Origin of the sequence: Mycobacterium kiyosense (assembly GCA_021654635.1) — a bacterium.
Taxonomy (GTDB): domain Bacteria; phylum Actinomycetota; class Actinomycetes; order Mycobacteriales; family Mycobacteriaceae; genus Mycobacterium; species Mycobacterium kiyosense.
This window is the reverse complement of record AP025179.1, coordinates 4,750,394-4,772,109: the sequence shown is the minus strand read 5'-3', so window position 1 is coordinate 4,772,109 and position 21,716 is coordinate 4,750,394. Positions and strand designations below refer to the sequence as shown.

General features: G+C 64.6%; 20 protein-coding genes. 12 read left to right on the top strand and 8 right to left on the bottom strand.

The window, feature by feature from the left end; translation table 11 throughout:
• Positions 1 to 74 precede the first annotated feature (74 nt).
• Positions 75 to 1,706, top strand: coding sequence for an FAD-dependent oxidoreductase (locus L6444_RS22430; protein ID WP_236977339.1), 1,632 nt, complete (start codon positions 75 to 77; stop codon positions 1,704 to 1,706).
• On the opposite strand, the gene L6444_RS22425 is transcribed toward L6444_RS22430, so the two are convergent.
• Positions 1,694 to 2,329 carry a TetR/AcrR family transcriptional regulator gene (locus tag L6444_RS22425; RefSeq protein ID WP_236977338.1) on the bottom strand — a complete coding sequence of 212 codons (636 nt, stop codon included), beginning with the start codon at positions 2,327 to 2,329 and terminating at the stop codon, positions 1,694 to 1,696. The genes L6444_RS22430 and L6444_RS22425 overlap by 13 nt on opposite strands.
• Before the next feature lie 227 nt (positions 2,330 to 2,556).
• Here L6444_RS22425 and L6444_RS22420 point away from each other — a divergent pair, with 227 nt between their 5' ends.
• From L6444_RS22420 to L6444_RS22395, 6 genes are all read left to right on the top strand, one after another.
• Positions 2,557 to 3,585, top strand: a complete 1,029-nt coding sequence (locus tag L6444_RS22420; RefSeq protein WP_373877982.1) for a type 1 periplasmic-binding domain-containing protein — start codon at positions 2,557 to 2,559, stop codon at positions 3,583 to 3,585.
• Positions 3,586 to 3,688: 103 nt separating this feature from the next.
• Positions 3,689 to 4,426, top strand: coding sequence for a hypothetical protein (locus L6444_RS22415; RefSeq protein WP_236977337.1), 738 nt, complete (start codon positions 3,689 to 3,691; stop codon positions 4,424 to 4,426).
• Positions 4,423 to 4,932, top strand: a complete 510-nt coding sequence (locus L6444_RS22410; protein WP_236984645.1) for a cytochrome c oxidase subunit 3 family protein — start codon at positions 4,423 to 4,425, stop codon at positions 4,930 to 4,932. The genes L6444_RS22415 and L6444_RS22410 overlap by 4 nt, the downstream gene beginning before the upstream one ends.
• Complete coding sequence (locus L6444_RS22405) at positions 4,865 to 5,026, top strand: cytochrome c oxidase subunit 3 family protein (RefSeq protein ID WP_236984337.1); 162 nt, start codon at positions 4,865 to 4,867, stop codon at positions 5,024 to 5,026. The genes L6444_RS22410 and L6444_RS22405 overlap by 68 nt, the downstream gene beginning before the upstream one ends.
• Positions 5,027 to 5,031: 5 nt before the next feature.
• Positions 5,032 to 5,307 (top strand): cytochrome C oxidase subunit IV family protein, encoded by a 276-nt coding sequence (locus L6444_RS22400; protein WP_236977336.1) that lies wholly within the window; start codon positions 5,032 to 5,034, stop codon positions 5,305 to 5,307.
• Positions 5,308 to 5,337: 30 nt separating this feature from the next.
• Entirely contained in the window at positions 5,338 to 6,324 is a 987-nt protein-coding gene (locus L6444_RS22395) for a DUF7065 domain-containing protein (protein ID WP_236977334.1), read from the top strand.
• Positions 6,325 to 6,350: 26 nt separating this feature from the next.
• On the opposite strand, the gene L6444_RS22390 is transcribed toward L6444_RS22395, so the two are convergent.
• Positions 6,351 to 6,941, bottom strand: a complete 591-nt coding sequence (locus L6444_RS22390; RefSeq protein WP_236977332.1) for a TetR/AcrR family transcriptional regulator — start codon at positions 6,939 to 6,941, stop codon at positions 6,351 to 6,353.
• A 112-nt stretch (positions 6,942 to 7,053) separates the two neighbouring features.
• On the opposite strand from L6444_RS22390, the gene L6444_RS22385 reads away from it, so the two are divergent.
• Positions 7,054 to 8,211 (top strand): LLM class flavin-dependent oxidoreductase, encoded by a 1,158-nt coding sequence (locus L6444_RS22385; protein ID WP_236977330.1) that lies wholly within the window; start codon positions 7,054 to 7,056, stop codon positions 8,209 to 8,211.
• 27 nt (positions 8,212 to 8,238) lie between these two features.
• Here the strand turns inward: L6444_RS22385 and L6444_RS22380 are convergent, their stop codons facing one another.
• From L6444_RS22380 to L6444_RS22365, 4 genes are read right to left on the bottom strand one after another with little or no spacing between them, the layout of a single operon-like run.
• Positions 8,239 to 8,895, bottom strand: a complete 657-nt coding sequence (locus L6444_RS22380) for a TetR/AcrR family transcriptional regulator (RefSeq protein ID WP_236977328.1) — start codon at positions 8,893 to 8,895, stop codon at positions 8,239 to 8,241.
• Positions 8,896 to 8,916: 21 nt separating this feature from the next.
• Complete coding sequence (locus L6444_RS22375) at positions 8,917 to 9,675, bottom strand: SDR family NAD(P)-dependent oxidoreductase (RefSeq protein WP_236977326.1); 759 nt, start codon at positions 9,673 to 9,675, stop codon at positions 8,917 to 8,919.
• Positions 9,676 to 9,686: 11 nt separating this feature from the next.
• Positions 9,687 to 10,868, bottom strand: a complete 1,182-nt coding sequence (locus L6444_RS22370; protein ID WP_236977325.1) for a sulfotransferase family protein — start codon at positions 10,866 to 10,868, stop codon at positions 9,687 to 9,689.
• Positions 10,861 to 11,976 (bottom strand): TIGR03857 family LLM class F420-dependent oxidoreductase, encoded by a 1,116-nt coding sequence (locus L6444_RS22365; protein ID WP_236984335.1) that lies wholly within the window; start codon positions 11,974 to 11,976, stop codon positions 10,861 to 10,863. Before L6444_RS22365 ends, L6444_RS22370 begins: the two co-directional genes overlap by 8 nt.
• Before the next feature lie 295 nt (positions 11,977 to 12,271).
• Here L6444_RS22365 and L6444_RS22360 point away from each other — a divergent pair, with 295 nt between their 5' ends.
• Positions 12,272 to 13,966: a PEP-utilizing enzyme gene (locus tag L6444_RS22360; RefSeq protein ID WP_236977323.1), complete on the top strand. Its 1,695-nt coding sequence runs from the start codon at positions 12,272 to 12,274 to the stop codon at positions 13,964 to 13,966.
• 3 nt (positions 13,967 to 13,969) lie between these two features.
• On the opposite strand, the gene L6444_RS22355 is transcribed toward L6444_RS22360, so the two are convergent.
• Positions 13,970 to 17,509 carry a PEP/pyruvate-binding domain-containing protein gene (locus L6444_RS22355; protein WP_236977321.1) on the bottom strand — a complete coding sequence of 1,180 codons (3,540 nt, stop codon included), beginning with the start codon at positions 17,507 to 17,509 and terminating at the stop codon, positions 13,970 to 13,972.
• A gap of 107 nt (positions 17,510 to 17,616) precedes the next feature.
• On the opposite strand from L6444_RS22355, the gene L6444_RS22350 reads away from it, so the two are divergent.
• A complete protein-coding gene (locus tag L6444_RS22350; protein ID WP_236977319.1) occupies positions 17,617 to 18,273 on the top strand; it encodes a TetR/AcrR family transcriptional regulator in 657 nt (218 codons plus the stop codon).
• Here L6444_RS22350 and L6444_RS22345 read toward each other — a convergent pair.
• Positions 18,270 to 18,968, bottom strand: a complete 699-nt coding sequence (locus L6444_RS22345) for a TetR family transcriptional regulator (RefSeq protein WP_236977317.1) — start codon at positions 18,966 to 18,968, stop codon at positions 18,270 to 18,272. The genes L6444_RS22350 and L6444_RS22345 overlap by 4 nt on opposite strands.
• A 124-nt stretch (positions 18,969 to 19,092) precedes the next feature.
• Here L6444_RS22345 and L6444_RS22340 point away from each other — a divergent pair, with 124 nt between their 5' ends.
• Positions 19,093 to 21,195 carry a PEP/pyruvate-binding domain-containing protein gene (locus tag L6444_RS22340; protein WP_236977315.1) on the top strand — a complete coding sequence of 701 codons (2,103 nt, stop codon included), beginning with the start codon at positions 19,093 to 19,095 and terminating at the stop codon, positions 21,193 to 21,195.
• Positions 21,164 to 21,697: a PEP-utilizing enzyme gene (locus L6444_RS22335; protein WP_236977314.1), complete on the top strand. Its 534-nt coding sequence runs from the start codon at positions 21,164 to 21,166 to the stop codon at positions 21,695 to 21,697. Before L6444_RS22340 ends, L6444_RS22335 begins: the two co-directional genes overlap by 32 nt.
• Positions 21,698 to 21,716: the final 19 nt, after the last annotated feature.

Here is a 21,716-nt window from a genome sequence, read left to right as displayed (position 1 = left end):
TGCGCGGGCCCGGCCGCCTTCGAGCAGGGCGCAACCCATCGGCCAACGCACCGGCTATCGAGGATTGCGGCGCAGTGACTTTCGTCATCACTCAAAATTGTTGCAAGGACGCCAGTTGCGTACCGGTGTGCCCGGTCGACTGCATTCGCCCCGTCGGCGGCCCCGGCGAGTTCATCGGCGCCGAGATGCTCTACATCGATCCGGCGACATGCATCGACTGTGGCGCATGCGCGGAAGAGTGCCCGGTCGACGCCATCTACTACGAGGAAGAACTGCCGCCTGATCTCCAGCGGTACTTGGACATCAACGCCCGATACTTCGAGCACACGCCGTTGGAGATCGGCGCTGTGTCGACGGTCGACACCCATGCGCCGGTGGGTGCCGGTTCACTGCGGGTGGCCATCGTGGGAGCGGGTCCCTCGGGTTGCTACGCGGCCGGTGCACTAGCGCGGGTCGCGGGAGTGGAAATCTCGGTATTCGACCGTCTGCCAACACCTTTCGGCCTCGTGCGGGCCGGGGTGGCGCCGGATCATCAGCACACCAAATCCGTCGTCGACGTCTTCGGCCCCGCATTGACCAGTCGCACCTTAACCTGCCACCTCAACGTCGAGATCGGCCGGGACATCTCCCACGAGGAGTTGCTGGCGCACCACCATGCGGTGATCTATGCGGTGGGCGCATCGCGGAGCCGGGATCTTGGCATCGGCGGCGAACAGCTACCTGGAAGTTATCCGGCGGCCGACTTCGTCGGGTGGTACAACGGGCACCCTGACCACGCCCGACAGACATTCGATCTGTCCGCGGAGCGCGCAGTGGTCATCGGAAACGGCAATGTAGCGCTGGACGTGGCCCGTGTGTTGCTCAAAGGATCCGAGCAACTAGGGCAGACCGACATCGCCCAGCACGCGCTGGACAGCCTGTCCGACAGCGCGGTTCGCGAAGTGCAGATCATTGGCCGCCGCGCCCCGCGCGACGCCGCATTCTCGGTGGGCGAATTTCTCGCACTCGGGCAACTTCCGGGCGTCGACGTCGTCATCGACAGTGACGACTTGGAGCCGCGTCCCGGCGACGACGTGGCGACGACGATGAAACTGGAGATCGCTCGCGAATTCAATGAGCGCCCGCGACATCCGGAGAACAAGCGAATTGTCTTCCGGTTCCTCACTTCTCCGCTGGAGATAGTCGGTGACGACCGTGCGCAGGGTCTGCGGGTGAGTCTGCCTGGCGGAGAAACGGACTTGATCCACGCCCGATTGATCTTGCGCTCGGTCGGCTATCGCGGCGAGCCGATCGGCGGCGTCGCCTTCGACGCGGCCGTCGGTGTGGTGCCTAACGACGGGGGTCGTGTCCTCGGCGAGGACGGGGTGCCCGCCCCGGGGGTGTACGTCACCGGATGGATCAAGCGCGGTTCGCGCGGCGTCATTGGCACCAACCGGAGTTGCGCCGAAGAATCCGTGGCCAGCCTGTGGGCGGACTTCGACAGGGGTCTGCTGGACCGCGAGTTGGATGAGCCGGACGCGCTGGCGGGACTGCTGGTCGAGCGGGGCGTTGAACGGGTGGACTGGCAGGGTTGGCTTGCGATCGATGAGGCTGAGCGTCGGCGCGGCGAGCAAGCCGGCCGGCCCCGGATAAAATTCGTCGACCTCGCCGAGATGCTCGGCGTTGCCACGACCGCCGAATCGACGAATGCGCGTCAGGACGCGTAGAGGGTGCCGCGCCACATGGTGACCAGCACTTCGACGGTGGCTTCCTCGTCGACCAGGCTCGGTTCAACGCCGAGCCCGGCGATGTAAAGCACGCGTTCGGTCCCCCAGAACAACGTTGCGGCCAGGGTTCTGCTCGGCACGCGCGAGGTGATGATCCCCGCGGCACGTTCGCGATCTATCTCGACGGCTCCCGCGGTGATGAATCGTTCGGTGATCGCCAACCACAGCTTGCGCAACTCCGGCTCGGAGTGCCAGTGATGGTTCGCCGCCTGCAGTACCGGACGGTGACGATGCCAGGCTTGGGTGACGGCTCGGATACTTCGCTGCAGGGCAGCCCCCGGGGGGTCATCGGGTGATCGCGCCAAGAACGGCTGGACGGTCTCGAAGATGTCGTTCATGGCGCGCTCGAGCAGCACGCTGAGTACGGAAAACTTCGAAGCGAAGTAGAAGTAGAAGGTCGCCCGCGACACTCCGGCCTCGGTGAGTATCTGGGCGACGCTGATGTCGTTGAACGACTGCTGCGCCAACAACCGAGCGGTCGCTGCGAAGATGCTTTCCGCCGCCGACGTGTCGATATCAGCCACTCGTCGCCGACTGACCGCGCGCCGCGTCATCTCGGTCATCGCCGAAACCTTACCCGCGATCTCTGCATCTCACCGCGCCTCACCGGAACAAATCTAAGCGGATTTCAAATTAGGTATACACCTTGTCTGAACATCATGTTAGTGTGAGCTGGTCCACACCAGCAAGGGGGATGCCGTCACGGCTGGCGCGGATGACCCGCACTCGAATTGCGATGCATGTCGTCGGTAGCAAGAAAGGTCCGATATCGATGAGTTCGATGAATTTGATGAGTAGCAGTTGGTGGCCGCTAGTCGGCGAGGAGGGTTGGCCACCCAACATCAAACCGAGCCCTGGGGACTTCATCGCCAGCGCTCCCGCCCAGATCACCTTCTTCTTCGTCGCCGGCGCCGCTGCGGTCATCTTCGCGCTGCCATGGGCGATCAGAGCTGCCATGCGGAGCAGGAACTACATTCCGCTGCTGGTCATCGCGAGCGGATTCATCTGCAGCCAGGTCGAGCCGATGCTCGACATGCTGGGCCACTTGCACTGGGCCAAGAACCTGGTCCCCGCCTTCACCAACTTCGGCATCACCGTTCCGGCGCTGATCCCGTTGTGCTACGTGGCGTTCCTGGGTCTAGAGGCCTATTTCTGCTACTTCGTCATCCGCAACGGAGCGCACGTCCGGCACTTCTATATGTTGTTGGGGCTGGGCATCGCCACGGACGCGCTGATGGAGACCATCGGCATCAATTTGCGGACCTACGAGTACTACGGTGTGCAGCCCTACAAGTTCCTCGGCTTCCCGTACTGGTGGGGCTTCATCAATGGCGGTTCGTTCGTCACCATTGGCGCGATGCTGGCCTTCGCGGTGCCGCGCCTGAAGGGTGCGCACAAGCTGTGGCTGTTGCTCATCGCACCGACCGGGATGATGATGAACTACTTCGGGATCGGCTGGATCCACCTGCTCGCGCACAACTCGACGCTGCCGGTCGCGGCGCGCTGGGTCGCCACCACGATCATGATGGCGATGATGGTGGGCTGGATGTTCGTCCTGCACAAGCTTGTTGGGCGTCCGCAGTCTCTGCCGGCGCCGAACTGGACGCTGTGGCGGATCTTTGCCTACGGAAAGCTGACGCCGAAGCGCTCGACGCGGATGCACATGTGGCAGAAGATGTGCGAAGAAGGCGGCGTGCAGCCCGGCGACGGAATCGCGACCGATCCCGAGGACCCGACGCAGGCGCTGATCGTCGGCCCGACGGTGGTGTTCGCCAACGGCGCGGCCGCGAAACCGAGTCGGCACGAAGCCTCGGTCTGACGCATCTCCGTGGTGGGTCGTCCAGGGCAGCCCTGGACGACCCACCACGCGAGTTCCATTGGCGCTGAGCCGAATTGCACCTAGGCAATAAGGGAGTCCTGTCATGACACCAGGCATGCAGAAGACGATGGCGATCTGCGGCGCGGCGTTCGTGCTGTGCCTGTTCCCGGCGATGCTCATGATCGGTCTGCTGCCGCCGATATCACCGATGCGGGACGCCAATCAGATAGCTCAATTCTGGTCGACCAACACCGGTCTCAAACGGCTGGGGCTTGTCTTGATGTTGACCGGTTCGGGCCTACAGGCGCCGTTCGGTGCGCTCGTCGCGGTGCGGATCAGGCAGATGGAGGGTAGCCGATACTCCGCGCTTGCCTATACCGAGCTCGTCGGGGTCGGGCTGGCCGTGATGGCGATCATCATGCCCGTCTTCTTCTTCGCCGCGGCGTCCTACCGTCCCGAGCGTGATCCGCAGATCACCCAGGCGCTCAACGACCTCGGCTGGCTGCCTTTCGTCATGAACTGGCCGGCCGCCACCATCCAGTGCTTGGCCATCGGATTTGCCATCTTCGGTGCCAAGCACCAGATTTGGCCCCGCTGGCTGGGCTACTTCAACGTATGGTGTGGGTTCCTTTTCGCCGCAGGTGGTTTGGTGGTGTTGTTCAAGAACGGTGTGTTCGCGTGGAACGGTCTGCTGGCGTTCTGGCTGGTGGCGGTTTTCTTCGGAGTCTGGTTCCTGACCATGGCGTGGCAGCTGTGGGCGACTGTCGGTGTCTCCGAGGACGAGCCGATCGAACCGGTGGCATCCGGGGATGAGTTACGACGGAGCCAGTTGCAGCGATGACCTTGATCAAGCAATCGCGGGTGCACCAGGCAGCCGCCGATTCCTCGCGGAAAATCCCTGGCGAAGAAGGAATCTGGGTCTTCGTCCTGGGCGACATGACGGTGTTCGCCTTGTTCTTCGCCACCTTCATGTTCTCCCGCGGCAAGAATCGGGAGATCTTCGCGCGCGACCACACGCAGTTGCACGTCGCGCTGGGGACCATCAATACCGTTCTGCTGCTGTCGAGTTCGCTGTTGGTGGTGCTGGCGGTCCAGCGGGTCCTCGCCGGACGGCGGGCCGACACGTGGCGGCTGTTCGCGGGTGCGTTGGCGTGCGGAGCCGGCTTCGTCGTCGTCAAGGCTGTCGAATGGACCCAGCTGTTCGCTGCCCACAAAGGTGTGGGCAGCGGGGGAATTCTTCTCGTACTACTTCATGTTCACCGGTATCCACCTGTTGCATGTGCTGATCGGGATGGCGATCTTGAGCCGGTTGATCGTCGTTGTCCGGCGGCCGGAGTTCGCAGATAAGCAGGCGCGACTGTGTGAGACCGGCGGGATCTTCTGGCACATGGTCGATCTGCTGTGGGTCGTCCTCTTTGCGCTGTTCTACCTGGTGAGGTGACCGGCATGACGGCAATGACGGCAACCCGTCGCGTAACGCTGGTGTGGGTACTGCTGCTGGTGCTGACTTTCGGATCGTTTCTGGTCGGCATCGAGCAGGGCGCCGGATTCGCTTCGGTGGGTGCGATCATCATCGTGGGCATCGCGCTGTTCAAGGTTCGCCTGATCGGGGTCCACTTCATGGATTTGCGGTCCGCGCCGCTCGCCCTACGGGCGCTCTTCGAGGCCTACGTGCTGGTGGTCTTCTTGGTTCTGGTGGGCCTCGACATCTTCGTCAAGTAGAAGCGCCGATACGCAGCAGGAGAAGACCAGATGAGCGTGGAAACCCATGCGATCCAGATCGACGCCGCCGACGAACACTTCCATGCCCGCAGCGCCCATCCGCACTGGAATGAGAGCGCCTGGTTCGGCGTCGTCCTGCCGGAGCGCCGGACCACCATCTACGTGTACTTCTTCCATCGGCCGAACATGAATCTGTCTTCCGGCGGTGTGAAGGTCTGGGATCCGTCCGGAAGCAGCGAGTACGACTGCCTGGGCTATGACTACAACCGGCATCTCGCACTTCCCGCCGGGGCGGACATGTTCGACTTCACTCTCGAAAACGGGCTGTCGGTAGAGATGATCGAGCCTTTCGGGCACTTCCGGATCCGCCACCGCGGCGCGCTGGACCTTGATCTGGAGTGGCGCAGACTTACCGACCCATTCGCGTTCGGCCAGAACCAGGGTCTGGACGGATGGACGACAGCGGAAGAGGGCTTCACCAACGGCCACTATCAGCAGTTTGGCCGGATGACGGGAACGGTGACCGTGGGCGGCGAGACGCTCGTGGTTGACCAGCCGTCGATCCGCGACCGGTCTTGGGGTCCGCGCGATGCGGTTGCCGCGCGGCGGATGGAACTGATGTGGTGCTGCGCGTCGGAGCGCAATTATTTCTCGGTGCTTTCGGTGAGTACCCAAGGGCCCGAACGGGATCCGGTTCTCGGGGTCCAGGACAGCGTTGCCTTCGGCTTCTACTGCAGAGACGGGCAGAGTGGGCTGGTCACCGGTGGGACGTGCCGTGTCCTCGAGCGTGGGCCCGATCTGAGCGCCCGACGCGCGGAGTTGCACGCCGTCGACGACCGGGGCCGTGTGCTCGATGCCGCTGGGACAAGTCTGAACACCTTGGTGTGGCCCGTCTATGACCGCACCTACCAGTTGTGCGCGGGCATGAGATGGAGCTTCGACGGGCTCACTGCGGGTGGCGAGGATTGGTCCTGCCTGCCGACCGAGCAGGCTCGTGCCCTGCTCCGGGCGCGGTAGCGGCCTGGCCGGCCGGCCTGTGTCAATCAGCCATCGCGCAACGACTTCAGTAGGAAAGTCTCGATAAGCATTCGCTCGTAGGGTGGGTCGGGATCGGGACGCAGAATCACCGAGGTAAGCACGGTCTGCAACCAGTCGTAGAGATCGTCGTCGGTGACGTCGCCGCGAATCAGTCCGGCACGTCTGGCTTCTCGCAGCCACGGCCGCCAGTCGGCCAGTCCGCGCTGCCGTACCGACGGTTGCCACAGCGCTTCGTGCAAAGTCAGCGGCGATCCCTCACCGAGCAACACACCCAGTTCATGGTCGTCGCGGATGGACTGCACGATGGCCGCGGTGCGGGCCACGAACGCATCGACCAACGTGGTCGCGCTCCAGTCGTGAGCGAGGATGTCGTCGGCGAGTTCGGCGATGCGCGCGGCGATCGCGGCTTCGATCAGTTCGCGGCGCCCGGAGAAGTACTTGTACACGGTTTGCCGCGATGTCTGCGCGGCGCGTGCCACGTCTTCCATGGTGTTGGCGCGTAATCCGTCGCGCAGGAAGCAGCGGCGGGCCGCGTCCAGAACCTGGCCACGTGCCGCGTCGCGTGCGGTGGGCGGGGAAACGTTGATGCTCGCCATAAGCAGCAGAGTAACTGTTGACATCGCGCGATGCTTGCACCTACGTTTGCACAATATGGCTTTACAAATTGGCCATATTGTCGCCGCAGCACTGTCGCAGGTGGGAGCACTCATGAACGAAATCCGTGCCGGCATCGGTATCTGGGCATCCAGGCACATTGATCCCAAAGTCGCGGGGCCTTACGCGGCAGCGTTGCAGGCCACTGGCCAGATCGACTACGCGGTGATCTGGGACCAGCTGACCAGCTGGTGGCCCAACAAGCTGTTCACTCCCGAGAACACGCCGCTGGCAGCGGAATTCCCCGACATCGACTCTCTGCAAGATCCTTTCGCGACGATGGCGTTCGCGCTCAGCGCCGTCGACCGGTTGGGTTTTGCGATATGCACCGACGCGCTGCGGCGCGACGCACCGGAATTGGCGCAAACCATGCTTACCCTTGCCTCGTCGACGTCCGGTCCCGCGTTGCTGTCGCTGGGAGCCGGCGAGATGCGCAACATCGGGCCTTTCGGCCGTAAGCGTTCACTGGGTCTCAAGCGGCTCAACGAGACGTTGCAGGTGCTCCGGCTGTTGTGGACGGCCCGCGAACCCGTCAGTTTCGATGGCGAGATCTTCAAACTCGAGGATGCGTTCATCGGCAACGCCGGTAAGGACCGCCGGCCCGAGGTCATCGCGATGGGCGGCGGACCTCGGCTGACGGAGATGGCACTGAAATACGCCGACGGTTTCGGCACCGGTGCCCCGTTCGTCTACGCCGACCCCGCACGCTTCGAGAAGTTGGTGCAGGGCCACCGGCAGACCTTGAACGACCTGGGTCGCGGCGACGACACATTCCATTTCGCGCTGCACCACATCGCATTCATCACCAAGAGCAAAGACGACTTCGAACAGTACGTCGACAACCCGCTGGTGAAGTGGTACGCGGCGACCGGTGGTCGGATCAACCAACGGGATTGGGAGCCAGAGGGAATCGAGCCGGTGATGCCGCTCGACTGGCATTACGCCTTCCACATGAAGCCCAATTCGATGACGCTTGACGAGATCAAAGCGGTCACGGACCGAGTCACGCCGGAAATGGTGCGTAGGACTTTCTTCTATGGCACTCCCGACGATATCGCCAAGGAGATAAGGCCTTTCGTCGAAGCTGGCTCCACGATCAATCTGGTCGCTGATTTCGGTCCGATCCTGGTACCGGTCGAGCCCGAAGCCACCATCGAGGCCTCAGCCGAGATCTGCCGGCTGATCAAACAGCCTGTCGCCGTGCAGAGTTAGGCGCCTAAGCGGTAATTCCGGCAGCGTTCATCCCTGCGCGACCTCGTCGGGATCACGCATCCGAAGGCCCCAAAGTGTCATTCGCGCAATGTGATCAACCACTTGGTCACGGCTGGGGCGAGCAGTGCCGTGTGGCATGAACAGCCGCGACAACACGACCGCAGCGGCGACGGAACCCAGCGTGAGCCGGATGGTCAAGTCCAGGCCGTCCAGCGACATCCAGGGCCGCCGGTGGATCTCGTTCTCACTGATCATCAGCATGGTGGCGAAGAACTCGTCGAGTTCGGTCTCGAGGTAGGCGTTGGTTTCGGCATCGATGTCATCCGCGGCGATCGCGATGGTGAGGATCGTGTCGCGGTGGGTTTCGAAGCTGTCGTAGAACAGCCCGACCATGGTCTGCATGAGTCGCTCGTCAGGCCAGGGCGATTCGAGCTGTGAGCGCCAAGCCCGGCCGTAGTCCCGCAAGAATTCGACGAAAGGTAGCAGGACCGACCTGCGGAACAGGTCCGCTTTGTTCGCGAAATGCCGGTAGAGCACCGAGCGTGCCACCCCGGCTTCTGCCGCAATCTCATCGGTCGTTGCCGCAAGGTAGCCCTTCTCATGGAACACCCGCTCCGAGGCAGCGAGGATGAGCGCCACGACCTCTGCAGACGTGCGGCGGCGTGCTGGACCGGTTGAAGCCATCACGTGATGCTATCGGCGGGCTCACCGGACACCGATCATCGCCAGATCCATCAGTCGGCTCGGAACGTGGCGCACGCCCAGAATGGGGCGGGCAGCGGGGGGTAACACCAGGATCCGCTTGTCTTTTTCGATTGCGTCGGCCAGCTTCGTCGCCACCTGCTGTGGGGTCAGCGCCCGCAGCTTGCCCACCCGCTTGGCGACGATACTCATCACCGGGTCCGCGCGGACCTGCTCGAGTATCGCGGTGTCGACTTCGCCGAGTAGGAGCAGCAAGGGGGTCACCGGTGATTTGCGCAGTTCTCTGTGCAGGTACGAGGTGAACATGCTCAGGCCGGCTTTGCTCGTGGCGTACGGAGCTGCGTTACGGGTCGCGATCTCGCCCGCGAGGGAACAGACGTTGACGATGGTGCCGCGTCTGCGTTCGACCATTCCGGGTAGCACCTGTCGCGTCATTTCCATGGGGGCGATGAGGTTGGCATTGATATGGCGTCGGCTCGCGTCGACCGGTAGCTCGAGAAACGGCGCAACGTCGCCCAGGGCCGCGTTGTTGATCAGGATGTCGATGGGACCGTGCTGGGTCTCTATGCCGGCAATTGCCGTGTCCATTCCACCGCCGGAGGCCAGGTCCATGGGTACAGCCGCGGCGCCGGTCTCGGCGGCGATGGTGTCTAGTGCCGTGACCGTTCGGGCGACCATCGTCACCCGGCAACCACGTGCGATCAGTTCACGCGTGACCGCTTCACCGATGCCCCGTGAGGCCCCGGTGACCACCGCGTGCATGCCGGGGAGTTTCACCGGAGCGCTACCGATGGCAGCAGCCGTCCGAAATGCGCGTAGTAATCCGCGAACGCATCGTGGACGGAATCGGCGGACAACCCGTACTGCTCGAGCGAGTAGTGGTGAACACCGTACTTTCCCGCGGGATTGTCGAGATTCCATCTCAGCATCGTCTCGGCGTCCGCCTCGTCGAGCCGATCCTCGCGCGCCGCGAATACCTTGTGTATCACCGCAATCGGGTCGGTCACTATTTCGTCGAAGCCGACGTCGAGGATCTGCTCTGCGGGCAGGGCGGCTCGGGCGGCCAGGTTTTGGCGCCAGTGTTCGGCCAATTCGTCGCGCAGGAACGCGCCGAGTTCGTCCCGGTCCACCTCTTGACCGCGCGACATCCGGATGAGCTCGACGAGCCCACAGAACGAGGGCACCGTCTTGACGTGGTCACGGTGGCAATGGACAAGCGTGGCCCGCGGAAATGTCTCGAGAAATGTGGTGATGTTCCCGGTGTGCAGGGGCGATTTCAGCACCCACGGACCGCGCCGGCCGCCACCCTGCCACTGCAGGTGTTGCAACACCTCGCGCAGGTAGGCATAGGCGGCGTGCTGGTCGCGGTCTTTGAGCCAGGAGTGATAGGTCGGTGTGCGGTAAAACCAGTTGTGCGCACCGACCCGGTCAAAAGTCATCTGCAACAGCAGCGCTTCTTCTTCGGGTTCGTCGGCCACCATCGGGTGGGCGGCCATGAATGCCGGAAAGGCGTCGGTGAGCTGCTGCTGAAACGCTGTGGCCAGGCCCAGGCGGGGATCGGGATCGCCGGGCAGTCGACCGGGAAACAGGATCTGCCACAGTTTCACCGATTGGATGTGGGGGTGCGCGCCGAGCATGCGCTGCAACTTCGTGGTGCCCGTTCGTGGATTGCCGACGATCACGATCGGGTCTGCGGCATCCTCAGCGGCGATTTCGGGATGAGCGGTGAAGTCGGCCTGCAGCAGCAGCCGATTGGCAAGCAGCCGGATAACGTCCTGGGCCAGGGTCGCCACGCCGATATCGCTCATGCGTGCTTCCGCACGCGCCGAGGCGAGAAACTGCGCTAGGGGCTCGCGGAAGTTTTCGTCGCGGAAGTCGGTCAGGCCCGTCTGCGCGCAGGCCGCAGCCATCAGTGCCTCTGGCTGCAATAGGGTAACTTCCTCGCTGTCAGACATGTTGTCCCGCTTCCGATTTGCTATCGGCAGTGGTGCGCCAAAGTTCGATTACCCGTACGTTCTGCGCCGGCGTGGAGCCGTAGAGGTCGACCTCGTGGGCGCCCGCTGCTTTGAACTCGCGCAGTTTGGCAACCACCTCTTCGCTCGAACCGATTGCCGCGCTGTGCCGCATCCAGCGTTCGGGGACAAGTTCAGCGGGACCCAGCAGTCCGGTGCGGTGAAAGCTGTGGTCGATCAGGGCGCGGTTCATGTCGGCGAACTGTGGGTGGTTGCGGATGTCCTCGACCACATCGCGATCCCACCCATTGAGCTCTATGAGGCGATCGCCCATGCCGGGTAGTTGTATCCCGATCACGATCCGGGCGGCCACCATGGCGCGGGTTTCCAGCTCGTCCATGTCCGGTGCCGTCGTGACCGGGGCGATGAAGTGCAGCGAATCGGGGTCGCGGCCTTGGCGTTCCGCCTCGGCTTTGGTTATGTCGATCGATTCGGCCATCGCTTCGGCGCTGACCAGATTGCACAGCGCTATCTCGTCCCACACCGGGTCGGCCGCCGCTCGAGAAGCAGCGGGGCCGCCCAGATGGAAGAACACCACGGGCGGTGGGCTCAGGCCTTCAGGGCGGTCGATCATCGTCAGCCGCCGGTAGGTACCGGCAGGTCCGTCATAGTCGACCACTTCACCCGCCCACAGTTGCTTCATGATGCGCGCGCGGTCGATCGTGGCCCGGTATCCCTGCTCGGTGAACCCATGGCCCTGTAACCACAGCGCGTTCGAGCGGCCCAGGCCGAGCATGAAGCGTTCACCGAACAGGGACTGAAAGGTTGCCGCGATCGAGGCGATCACGATCGGAGGTCGAGAGGAGATCGACAACGGGCCCGGTCCGAGCGGAATCCGCGACGTGACGGCGCCCATCGCGCCGAGCAGTACACCCGCTTCCTTGACGTTGTAGCGCTCCGGCAACCAAGCCCGTTTGAAACCGAGGCGTTCCGCGTCGATCGCTTCGTGTAGTCCCGGCAGTGAACTGCTTTGTCGCCCCGGCAGCAGCGTGATGCTCAGATCGTTGACCACCGGGATCGACGTCGCTCCGGTTTTCCCTGCCTCGGACATTGCGGCGACTGACACGACGGGCTCCTTTGCGGACAGTGACGCCGCCCACTATTGAGGACAGAATGTCCCTTGTCAAGAGACGCACTGTTGCTTGCAGTCGTTACGATCTTTCGGCAAGCGCACTTTCGCGCCGGGACGGGCAGATCGCCCGACCTTGCGAAGAATTTAATCGCGATTACATATGCTTGGAGCATGCATCGGTCTGCCATCGTTCGCCGTGTACCGATCGGCGACGGCCCCTCGGCTGTGCTCGCCCTACCGACAGTCCTTCACCTTTCGCCGAAGGTGCGCTGATATGCAGCCGCAACCCGCAGCTGACCTCACGCCCGATGTGCTGGCCGCCAGCCCGGTGCACTGGCCCGGTACCCGGCTGCGTTGGACCACAGCCAATGTCGACGAGGGCTTGCCCGGAACGGTCACGCCGTTGACCTGGTCCATGTACTTTCCGCCGACCGAAGCCACCATGCGCGGTTGCTGGGTGGACCTGGGTGTGCTGCCGAAGTCGCAGCGGCCCATTCCCGACGACGTCGACGCTCGCTTTCTGTCTGTGGCCTACGGTCATGCCATCGCCAACCTCGACCAGATGGGCCGAATGGCCGCACGGGTGCCGGGCGGATCTGCTGCCTTGATGGAAGCACAGCTTTTCGGCTCGGTGCAGCGCGGAGGGGACCCCGAGCCCACCGGCCTGCGTAAGATGCGCCGATATCCCTTTGTCATCGCGAAATTTCCGGTCGCGCTGCGACGTGCGATGCGCGCCCTCGAGCCATGCGCTGATGAGACCGCGCGATGGTGGCGAGCCACCGTCTTCGAACACGAAGGGCTCCGGGGTGATTCGGCGGTGCGTGCATTGGTCGAAGCGCGCCGACGGTTCGAGACCATTCTGGTCATTCACATGGTGTTGTCGATGGCGTGCCAAGGTGTCATGGGGCGGGTCGAGACTTTGGCGATCAATGCCGGTCTCGAGGGCCTGCAACACGAACTGATCAAGAGTGAGGAGGGGACCGCCGAATTCGATCTGGTCCGCGACCTGTGGCGGTTGTCTGCTGACCGGATCACAGTCGAGGATTTTCTGCGCCGGCACGGCTACCACGGGCCGCGCGAGGGACTGGTGGAATCGACGGTGTGGCGCGAGGATTCGCGGCCCATCCTCGAGCTGGCGGCGACCTACCGCTCGCGTCAGGCCTCCGAGGACGTGGATCAGTTGGTAGTCCGCCGCCGGCACGAGCATGCCGCGGCGGTCCAGCGCCTGGAACAGGCGCTCGGCCCGATCCGTGCCATACCGGCGCGGGCTCTCGTCCGCTTCGCCGCACACGCGCCGACCTGGCGTGAGACCGGCCGTGCCAGCATGTTGCGAGCGGTAGACGGCGCCCGAGCGGCATCGCGGATTGTGGGTCGTGACCTGGCCGATGCCGGAGTGCTCGACGATCCCGCGGACATCCGGTTTCTGACCATCGACGAGATCGCCGAAGGCGATCGCGACCGCTGGCCCGAGCTGGTGGGCCGGCGCCGGCGTGAACACGCGGCGTTCGACCGAATCGTGCTTCCACACGTCTGGCGCGGCGAACCCCCGGTCGAGGTCACCGCCCCGGCCGTCGAAACGCAAGACGACACAACGCAAATCGACACAACGCAAGCCGGCCGGTGGCCCGGCATGCTGGAGGGTCTCGGCGTCAGCGCCGGGATCGCCGAGGGCGTCGTGCGAGTGATCCACGATCTCGACGAGGCGGACATAGACGAGGGCACCGTGCTGGTGTGCCGGGCGACCGATCCCAGCTGGGCCTCCCTGTTCCCGCTTGCCGAAGCCGTGATCACCGATGTCGGGAGTGCCATGAGCCATGCCGCCATCGTCTGCCGTGAATTGGGCCTGCCGTGTGTTGCCGGTACCCGTACCGGGACCACCACCCTGCGAGACGGTATGCGGGTGCGGGTGGACGGCACGACGGGTTGCGTCGAGATCCTCGGCGGCGCACCGCCCGATCAGTACGCCTAGGCGTCAGTACACGTTGCGAATCTGGCCGTATTCGGAGAGTCCGAAGCCCACTTCGCCGCCGGGTCCGGTCCAGTCGACGATCTCGTCGTAGGCGCTGAAGGCGGGACCATTCCGTTCGGGTAGACCGATCGGGCACCAGCCGCCCCAGACCCGCTCGCCGCGCTGCAGCGTCACTTCGGTGCCGTCGTCCAGTTCGACGATGACCCGTTGGGCGAAACCCGCCCGGTTCTTCGGTAGGTGGGCATCGACGATGGTCTGCACGGCACCGTCACGGACCAGCCCGCCGCCCGTTCGCTGGCTGCCGTCCGGGTGCAGCTGCTTGATGAAGCCGACCGCATAATCTTCGTAGGTCGCCCAAAGGAAGAAGTACTCGGCGAACTGCTGCGAGTCATCCCGGTAACCCCAAGTGCGAGTGCGGAATCCGACTGCATCGATGTCGTGACTCGCGCCGTCGAGGGTGAGCCGTCCGGTGACGGTGAGACCGTGCTCGAAGTGCTGGAGGGGTTCGTTGTCACCGAGGGGCGGAAGCGAACCGCCCGGGCCGAAGTCGATGATCGAAAAGCGGGGCGCCATGGTGAGCGTCCCCGAAAGTCGCTCGTGGTGGTACCTGATCTCGCTTTTGAGGTCGAATTCGGCTGAGTCACTACTGAAATGATCCGTCTGCGGACGGAGTCCCTCGATGATGTCGATCTGCTGTCCGCGCAGCGAGATGTTTGCCTGGACCTTGGTGGTGTCGTGGTTGGGCGATGAGTTCCAGTGCAAAAACCCGTAAGCCTCGTGGGTGGGATCCCAAAAGGCGATGTAAATGTGGTCTTTCCACGGTGCGCAGCCTTCCGCGATGCTGTCGAGCGCGGGATGGCTCATGGCGCCCCAGATCGGGTCGCGCTGGTATTCGGCAGCCTGCACGGTGCTTGTTATCTCGTTGATGGTCATCTGGCGTCCCGTCCGCTCGGCGATGTTGGTAATGACTGGGTTTCGACGGTCGTTGGCGGCGTTGAGAATCGCTCGAGTATTTCCACGGTGCCGCGCGCTCCGTTGACGCGAATGAGGTCGCCGGTCCGCACCGCCTTGCTGGCGGATTTCGTGTTGACCACGCAGGGGGAGGCTGAGTTCCCTGGCGACGATCGCCGTGTGCGACATGACGCCGCCGATATCAGCCACCAGCCCCGACGAGAGGAACATCAACGACGCCCAGCTGGGGTCCGTGTTGTGGGCGATCAGGATCTCGCCCTCGGCGATGTGAGCGTGGTCGGGATGCGTCACCACTCGTGCCCGTCCCTCGACGACGCCTGGACTGGCCCCGGAGCCGACGATCATGTCGTCGTCGGCGATGGGTGTGGTCTGCGTCGGGGCCGCTTCGCCAACCCACACGGTGGGTAATTCGAGCGCTGCATAACTGGCACGTTCGCGCTTGCGCTCGGTGATTACCGCGCGCACGTCGGCCGGCAACCCGCCGCGCAGCTCGGGCAGAGTCAGGTAGAAGATGTCGTCGCTCTCGGCCAGTACGCCGCGGTCGCGCAGCAGAGTGCCGAGTCGGCGCGCCGCCGCGCGAACCACATCGAGCGATTGGACGAACGACCCTTTGGCAATTCCCCGCAGGGGAACATACGAGCGAGCCATGCGAAGTAACAACTGGCCCAACGGCTTTCGCGTGCGGGGTAGCGCGGACAGGAATTGCCGCTCCAGCCTTTCCCGGGCCGCCATCCGCAACCACTCGGCGATGGCCGGGTCGGCCTCGTCGCCGCGTGCCCGGTAGCTTTCGATGAGATTGCGTACCGGCGTGGGGTCTTCCCGCCAGCTGCGGGCCGAGAGCTCACCCTCCTGCCAGGCGTGGAATCCGTGTCTGGCCAGGAACGTGTCGAGGTCCAGCTTGCCGCGCGAGCACGCCCACATGTCGGTGACCGCTGCGGTTTCGTCGTGCCCACCGTAGCCCGCCATCAATTCCTCGCCGGAGAACCCTACGCTGGCCGCGATCCGTAGCAATGCGTCGGTGATGGGCTGGCAGACCGCCATCGTGAGCAGGGTCTGCGTCGAAAGGCAACGCCGGTGGATTTCGAGCGCCTCCGCAAGAATACGACGAGTGGTCTCGTCGTCGGAGCTGGCAAGCGCGCGAAGGCTTTTCGACCGAAATGCCTCGGCGTCGGCGCGGTCGCGCAGCACCATCGACTTGACGCGGAACATAGGTACCCCGGCCTTGAGGGCCACCCGTGGGTAGTACCGCTTCTGGCTGCGCGGTACGTAGTCTCGCGGCCGCGCCGAGAAGATCTGTTCGCACATGGTGACGGGGTCGGTTCCCGGTACCCGTTCGGCCCACTCACACAGCAGGCTGACGCTCAGCGCTGCGTGCCCGAGGAATATGCCGAGCAGACGGTCTTGTGGCGCGGCCGGTATGGCGAGTTCGTCACGCGAGAGCGCGCCGATCGCGTGAAACGCCGAACGCATGGCGATTTCGCCGGCCACCGACCACATCGACCAACCCAGCGGAGTCGGGATTCCGGGCACCGATTCGCCGACGTTGGTGGTGGTCCAGGTGGTGTCGGGTCGGGTCGGGCCGTGTAGGGCGGGCGGGCGGTCCGCGGTGGTTCGGTTTGCCCACACCGTCTCGGGACGCGACTGCAGCAGCCAGATTCTGCGTGAGCCCGTGTCGTCGAGGTCGATCGCCCATTCGAGGTCTTGCGGGCGACCCTGCCGTTGTTCCATCCGAATCGCGATGCACGCCAGCTCGATCGCCTCCCGGGGCGAAATCGCAGGCTGGTCTTGCAGTTCGGCAGCCAGCGGCTGCCGGCGCACGCGGCCGTCGACGTCGTAGCGGTAGGACTCTGTCTGGTGCGCCGATTCCAGGCGAATGACCGACGGACCGTCCTTGTCGACCCAGATGCTGTCCGACTCGACGTCGCCGACCACGACGCCTTCGCCGAGGCCGTGTGCCGCGGAGATGAAAACCGTTGCGCGGTCGCCGGTAACAGGATCCAGCGACATCATCACGCCGGCCGCTTGCGCGTCCACCAGCTGTTGCACCACCACCGCCATGGCGAGATCGTCGACGGGGACCTCGAAGCGGCGCCGGTAGCCGATCGCGTGCGGGGTGAACAGGCTTCCCCAGCACCGTGCGACGTGGGTGATGACCGAATCCACCCCGCGGATGCCGAGGTAGGTGTCTTGTTGACCGGCGAATGACGCGTCTGCCATATCCTCGGCGGTGGCGCTGGACCGGACCGCGACCAGCGCGGTGCCAGCAGGATCCAGGGCCAGGTAGGCCTCCCGCAACTGAGCTGCTACTGCCTCGGGCGGCGGCAGCTCCTCGAACAGCGCGCGCAGTCGTACAGATGCGTCGTCGTCGCTGATTTCGGGCACCGCTGCAATCGCTTCGATTGCACTGCGGATGGCCGCAATTGAGTCCCGGTAGGCCGAGGTGGTCACCGCGAAGCCCGTGGGCACCGGCATGCCCGCCGCCAGCAACGCGCCCAGCCCGGCCGCCTTCCCGCCGACCTCCGCTGCTCGCTCGCCTGAGCAGTCCGCCAAGCCGACGACATAGCGGGGCATCGTCTTCTCCTGAGGGTCGGCGCTGGCACGTACAAACGTACGGTTTACGTACATGCGTACGGACGCTACGCTGTGACGGAATTCGCGTCAAGGGCCGGAGGAAGCAGATGACGTCAGCGAGGGCCGCCTCGGCGCGCCGGCGGCGGCGCGTCATCAGCAAGGGCGAGATCCTCGACGCCGCACTCACGATCGTCGATCGGGAGGGGCTGGCGGCGCTGAGCATGCGCCGGCTCGCCGAAGCCGCGGACATCGGCGTGATGACGTTGTACGGCTTTTTCGAGAGCAAAGACGACCTGGTTTCTCAATTGGGCACGCACGCAATGGGTTCCATAGCGCCCGCGCCGGACCCGGCGCTGAGTTGGCGGGACCAGCTGAAGACCGAGTTGGGAAAATTGCGGACCGCGTTGCGCGAGCATCCCGGTCTCATCGAACTGCTCGGCTTTCAAGACGACGAGGCGCCCAGCGCCGACAGGCAACGCGATGGCCTGCTGGGGATCCTGCGCAACGCCGGCATCGACGACCGCACCGCGGTCGACGGTCTTGGCAGCCTGGTGGCGCTGACGCTGGGTTTCGCCGTGGGAGCCCGCGCCAGGAACATCGGCCTGAACGATCACGCCTACGAACGGTTGGGCAAGCTCTCGCCGGACGACTACCCACACCTGACCGCGATGGCCGGCGAGTATGCGCAGCACTGGTCGGAACGCGCATTCGAATATGGTGTCAACGCCGTCCTCGACACCATGGACGCCGGGCGTACTGATTAGTCCCGGGCCGGCAAAGCGCCGTTGGTCCGGCCACTTGGCGCTTGACGATTCGCCACATCCCGCAGTCCTGTCAGGATCAGGTCTAAGCCATATCGCGTCGATTCCTCCGAGTCGCGCCCGTCGTATTCGTCGGCGAAGGACGCCAGCACGGGGAACATCTCAGGAGAAAGCCCGGCGAACCGACCGGCCATGACGTCGGCCTCGGCATGACGCTGCGCTTCTATGACGACACAGCCCATCAGGTAGCGACTTAGAGTGCCCAGGGCGGCGATTGCGTCGGCATGGCTCAGACCGCCATCCACCAAGAGCGTCAACAGATATTCGCGTACCTGGTCCATTGCGCTGCTGCGTGCCGAACGCGCCGCGAAAAGCTGGGCTGCCCCGGGCTGCTCGACGAAGGCGTCATGAATTCGCAGAACGTAGGAGCGAAGCTGCTGATGCCATGGTTGAGCCGGATCCAGTGCCGGCGGCACCGGCATGACACGCCGCACCAGGGCCGACTCCAGCGATTCCTTGGAGTCGAAATAGCCGTACAACGTGCGGGCCGTGACGCCGAGCCGAGCTGCGAGCCGACGCAACGAAAGTTGATCGGGTCCATCGACCGCCAGGATCTGCAGCGCCTCGCTGACGATCTCGTCCCGGTTGAGCCGTGGCTTCGGTCCCGGGCGCGCGCGTTGGTGCTGCCGCACCGCCATGGTCCCTCCTGGGATTCGGACGTACACGTCCACCCGAGCGTAACCCGCCGACGACGGATCTATCCACACTGTGTACAGTTAGCTCTGTTCGGGTCAGAGTGGACGCAGAGTGAGGGACCACGCCATGGACGGAGACGACGCGCAGCAGTTCAGGGATGGCCTCGAGTCGTCCCGGCCTGTCGTCCTCCCGCTGGCGCAATGCTCGCCCGAACGTACAGACCAAGTCGGCGGCAAAGCCAAAGGCCTGTATGCGCTGATTCAACTCGGTTTGCCGGTACCTGCCGGTTTCGTGGTCACTGCCGACGCCTACCGCAGCGTGATCGCAGCCGCCGGTATCGGGCCGCGAATCGCCGAAGTGCTTGCGCGCCAAGATCTCAACGACGAGAACAAGTCAACGGCGATCCGCGAATTGATCTCCGCGGTGCGGCTACCGGTCGATCTGGTCGCCGCGATAGACGCCGCCTACGCCGAGATCGGAAATGGGCCCGTCGCCGTGAGATCCAGTGGCATCGCGGAGGACACCGCTGCCGCGTCCTTCGCCGGCCAGCATGACACCTACCTGTGGGTGCAGGGCCGAGATGCGCTACACCAACAGATCAAGCGATGCTGGGCCAGTCTCTACAACGCCGGTGCGATCGGATACCGGGGCCGCTTCGAGGTCGACGCCGACCATACGGCCATGGGCGTCGTGGTGCAGCGGATGGTCGAGGCGGCTGCGGGCGGAGTCATGATGACCCTGGAGCCGGTCAGTGGATACCGGGGGCTGATCTACATCGAATCCGCGCACGGACTCGGTGAGGGTGTGGTGGTCGGCGATGTGCTGTCCGACCAGTTTTGGTTCGCCAAAGGCGACCTGGCAGCACCGAGGAAAACGCGGATCAGCGAGCAGACCGCTCAGTATGCGTTCGACCGCGCCACCGGCCAGGTGACGTTGCAACCACTCGACCCCGCCATCGGCGCTCAGCCCAGTCTCGATGCATCGCAGGCCCGGTCCCTCGCCGAACTCGGCGCCACGATCGAGACCGCGTTCGGTCATCCGATGGATGTCGAATGGGCGCTCGACCGCGACGGCACGCTGCTGCTACTGCAGGCGCGTCCCGAAACCGTCTGGAGCAACCGCCCCGACCTGGGCACACCCAGCACCCTGCACGGCGATCTCGACCCCGCCCAGTTCTACTCCACGGCCAACCTCGGTGAGGCCGCGCCGGGTGTGCTGTCCCCGCTGACCTGGTCGGTGTGGGGTCCCGCCGCGGAGATCGCTGCCCGCTACGGCTTCGTCCAGATGGGAGTGCTGGAGCGCTCGTCCGCTGGGGTTCCCGACGACCCGCATGAGCGGATCATCCAGATCGCCTACGGGCGCGCCGTCGCCTCGGTCAGTGCGTTTTATGCGATGGGCGAACGGATTCCGGGCGCTAGCGGTGAAATGCTTGCCGAGCAGTTACTGGGCAGCGTGCCCGAGGGCATGAGGAAGGCCGCGACCCGGCGCCGCTACCCGCATGTCGCGTGGAACATGCCGCGCAATTTTGCTCGCGCCAAAGCTGTTCTCGTAAAACAAAACAAAGAGATTGCGCCATGGTGGGCAGCGGAGGTGCTCCGCGCCCCGAAGTTGGATCTTGTTGGTGCGCAGGAACAATTCCGCGAGGCTAACCGACGCTTCCGGCAAGCGACCGCGTTACAGGCGCAGGGCAACATTGTCGGGGTGCCACCGGTCTTCGACGCGCTGCGCAAGCTCGTCGCCCGCGCCGGCATGGCAGACTCTTTCGGAGCGCTGACCGCTGGTGGTGGCGAGCACGCCGAAACGGAAGTGGTCATCGACCTATGGGACCTCGGGCGTGGCCGGCTGACCGAGGAAGAGTTCCTGCGCCGGCACGGTTTTCACGGAACGTTGGAGGGCGACATCGCCGGACGCGTGTGGCGCGAAGATCCGGGCCCCCATCCGACGGCTGGCCGAGATCTACCGAAACCAGCCGGACGACAAGGATCCTCGTCGCACCGCCGCGCGGCGAACAGTCGAGCGAAAGGCGGCGGAAGCCGAACTGCTGTCGCGGATGCCCAACCCCCTCAGCCGTACGGCGGCGCGGCTCATCCTCTGGCTGGCCCGTCGCAACATGCCCATGCGAGGCATCGGCAAAGCCAACTTCCTGCGCTCACTCGACGTCGCTCGTGCAGCCGCCCGCCGCATCGGCGAGATTCTCGTGGCGACGCAAGCTCTCGACACCGTGGATGACGTCATGTATTTGACCGCCGCCGAGATCTCCGGTGTCATCCCCGACCATGCGCGCACCTTGGTTGCCGAGCGCCGGGCAGAGCAGGTCCGCTACCGCTCCTTTGACATCCCGACCGCGTTCTGGGGCTGCCCCGAGCCGGTCTGGACAACGTCCGCCGAACCCGGGGAATCCACTGCCGATCTGTCCGGTATCGGCGCGAGTGCCGGTGTCGTTGAGGGCGTCGTGCGGGTGATCACCGACCCGAGTTTGGCTGAGGCGCAACCGGGAGATGTGCTCGTCGCCGCGACCACCGATCCGTCGTGGGCGTCGGCGATGCTTATCTCGTCGGCCCTGGTGGTCGACATCGGCGGAACGCTCAGCCACGCCGCGGTGGTCGCCCGCGAGTTGGGGATCCCGTGCGTCGTGAACACCGGTACCGGCACCAGGAGCCTGCGCACCGGCGACCGGGTCCGCGTCGACGGCGCCAGCGGCACGGTCGAGGTTCTCGAACGGGCCACGTAGCCACATCCGACCATCACGA